The following is a 3,051-nucleotide window of genomic DNA, read 5'->3' as shown; positions in this document are numbered from 1 at the left end:
GACCGCGTGCAGGTGAAAGTCAGCACGGCCACCCGCAGCGAACGCCTGCTGTCGGACGTGCCGATCCGCACCGAGGTACTGCGCAAGGAGGACATCGCCCTGCGCGCGGCCACCGACTTCTCCCGCGCGGTCGAGCTGATCAACGGCCTGCGGGTGGAGAGCAACTGCCAGAACTGCAACACCAGCGAAGTGCAGCTGCTGGGCCTTCCCGGTGCCTACAACCAGCTGCTGTTCGATGGCATTCCACTGTTGTCCACGCTGGGCAGTGTGTATGGGCTGGAACAGATTCCCGCCGGCTTCGTCGACCGCATCGAAGTGGTCAAGGGCGGTGGTTCGTCGCTGTACGGGCCGGGCGCCGTAGCCGGTGTCATCAATCTGGTTCCGCCGCTGCCGGCACGCAGCGGCGGCCATGTGCAGGCGGGCGTGGATGTTCTGAAGGGCACGCCGCAGAAGAACGCCGACGTGCGCCTGGATCTGGTCGCCAGCGAAGCCGACGCGGGACTGTCGGTGATCGCCCAGCGCAACTGGAACAGCGGCATCGACTACAACGGCGACGGCTATACCGAGATCACCCGCAAGAACCTCAAGGTCGGTGGCCTGCAGGCCTGGTATGCGCCCACTCCGGGCACGCGCCTGCGGTTGGACCTGCAGGTGACCGATGAGAGCCGTCGCGGTGGCAACCGCCTGGACCAGCCCGAACACCTGGCCAACATCGCCGAATCGCTGGACACGAACTACCGCCGCGGCAGCCTGTCATGGGACCAGGAGGTAAGCGGCGACGTCGACTTCCGCCTGGCGTATGCCTTCGCCGACATCGACCGCGACAGCTTCTATGGCGGACTCGGCGACGTGGTCACCGATCCGTCCGCACCCGGCTACGATCCTTCGCAACTGGACCCGAACGTACCGGGCAGCGCCGCATCACGCTCATGGCGCCAGTACGGTCGCACCCACAACCCGCTGCACTACATCGACAGCCAGTTGAACTGGCGGCTGGGTGCACACACGCTGGCGTTCGGCGTTCAGTACAAGCATGAGGGCCTGCGTGACGACAATCGCGATGGTGCCGGCCAGCGCCTGGCCGTGCTCGAGGATGCAACCTTCCACAACCTCGGCGCGTTCGTGCAGGACGAATGGAGCGTACGCGAGGACGTCGACCTGGTGCTGGGCGCGCGCGTGGACAAGAGTTCGGAACTGGACAGCGCCGTGTTCTCACCGCGTATCGCCCTGGCCTGGCAGGCCACGCCACGGCTGAAATGGCGAGCGGGCATCGCCACCGGCTTCCGTGCGCCGGAAATCTTCGTCGAGGATGTCCACGTCGATACCCTCGGCGGCGAGCAGGTGCGCGTGCGCAACACCCGTGGCCTGAAGGAGGAGCGCGCGCTGACCACCCTGTTCGGGTTCGACTGGCGCTCCGACCCGGCCGACCCGGTATGGAGCTGGGATGCCACCGCGTCCTACGCACGCATCCGCGATACCTTCGCGCTGGGCGAGATCCAGCGCGGCGATGATGGCCAGCTGACGCAGCTGCGCTACAACGCCTCCGGCTCGAACGTGCTGGGCGTGGAAACCAACCTCGGCTGGCAGCCCTCCCCGCAGTGGCGGCTGACTGCCGGCGCATCGTGGTACCGCTCGCAGTTCCGCGAGCCGCAGCGCATCTTCGACGACACCGCCGACGGCGGCGTCACCGTCATCGACAGCCGCGACTATCTGAAAACCCCGCGCTGGACCGGCCTGGCCCAACTCAGCTGGATGCCGGCCGAGCCCTGGGAGACGTTCCTGGCGCTGCGCCACACCGGATCGATGCCGGTGCTCAACAACCGGCTGGGCGAGCTGCATCGCACCCGCGCCTTCCTGGTCACCGACCTGGGCGCGCGCTGGCATCGCCATCTGGGTGCGCAGGCACAGCAGGAAGTGTCGGTGGCGGCGGGGGTCAAGAACGTGTTCGACCAGCGGCAGAAGGATCTGGAAAGCGGCGCGCTGCGCGACAGCGATTACGTGTACGGTCCTCGCTTCGCCCGCTCGTGGTACGTCAACCTGCGCTATGCGTTCTAGCTGGCTGCCCGCGCTGTTGCTGGCACTGGCATGGCCGGCAGTGGCTGCCGACCTGCATGCGCAGGTCTCCGCCTCGCTGATGCGGCCCGAGCCACGTGCCCTGCGCCCGATGCAGTGGTCGCCACCGCCAACGCTGATCGCGCTGTACTTCGGCGCCGACTGGTGCGCGCCCTGCCACGCTTTCGTGCCGACCCTGCGCGGCGTGCGCGACGCGCTGCGCGAGGCCGGCGCCGATACCGAAGTGGTGTATGTCAGCCTGGATGAAAGCGAGGCGGCGTTGCGGCGCTACATGCACCTGCAGCAGATGCCGTGGCCGGTGCTGGACCCGCGTCGTGCGCAGCGCATGCCAGCGCTGCAGGCATTGGCGGGCCCGGCCCCGCCCAACCTGGTGCTGATCGATGCGCAGGGCACGGTGCTGGCCAATGGTTGGGCGTCCGCCGGGCATGGCCCGGCGCTACCGTTCGGCGGAACCGCCCTCGGCCTTGCGCACGAATGCGTCGAACAGCGCCAGTGTCTGTTCGCTGACGTGGTGCTCGATGCCCTCGGCATCACGTCGCGCGGTATCCGGGTCCACGCCCAGCGCCAGCAGGAAGCGCTCCACGGTCTGGTGGCGTTGGCGGCTGGCATGGGCCAGCGCCTCGCCCTCCGGGGTCAGGAACACGCCGCGGTACGGGCGCTGCACCACCCAGCCATCGCGGGCCAGCCGGCGCAGCATCTTCGCCACGGTCGGCTGGGCCACACCGAGGCGGGTGGCGATGTCGACCTGGCGGGCCTCGCCGCCGTCGGCCAGCAGGTCGGAGATCAGCTCGACATAATCCTCCACCAGCTCCATCCGGTGTGCTTCGCGCACTTGCCGGAAGCTCTCGACCTGGCGCTCGGCCTCGATCAAGGGGGTGCTTTTCAGCGATGTCGAATCGTCCGTCTTGCCCACGCGTGTGCCTGTCCTGCAGTTGTCATCCGGGTGCGAACCTGAATTCTGGACCAGTGACGCAGTAA

At 67.9% G+C, this 3,051-nt stretch carries 2 protein-coding genes and 1 pseudogene; 2 read left to right on the top strand and 1 reads right to left on the bottom strand.

Features of this window, described 5'->3' with window-relative positions; all coding sequences use genetic code 11:
* A partial coding sequence (locus AC1VAN_RS18015) for a TonB-dependent receptor plug domain-containing protein (protein ID WP_480986358.1) occupies window positions 1–2,055 on the top strand: 2,055 nt, incomplete at its 5' end.
* Window positions 2,045–2,485, top strand: a pseudogene (locus AC1VAN_RS18010) (thioredoxin-like domain-containing protein); the annotation flags it as partial. The gene AC1VAN_RS18015 and the pseudogene AC1VAN_RS18010, both read left to right, overlap by 11 nt.
* Before the next feature lie 24 nt (window positions 2,486–2,509).
* On the opposite strand, the gene mntR reads toward AC1VAN_RS18010, so the two are convergent.
* A complete protein-coding gene (gene mntR, locus AC1VAN_RS18005) occupies window positions 2,510–2,986 on the bottom strand; it encodes a manganese-binding transcriptional regulator MntR (protein ID WP_025878571.1) in 477 nt (158 codons plus the stop codon).
* Window positions 2,987–3,051 lie beyond the last annotated feature (65 nt).

It is taken from the genome of Stenotrophomonas sp. 05L44_2 (genome assembly GCF_056665995.1).
This window is presented reverse-complemented; position numbering and strand designations above follow the sequence as displayed.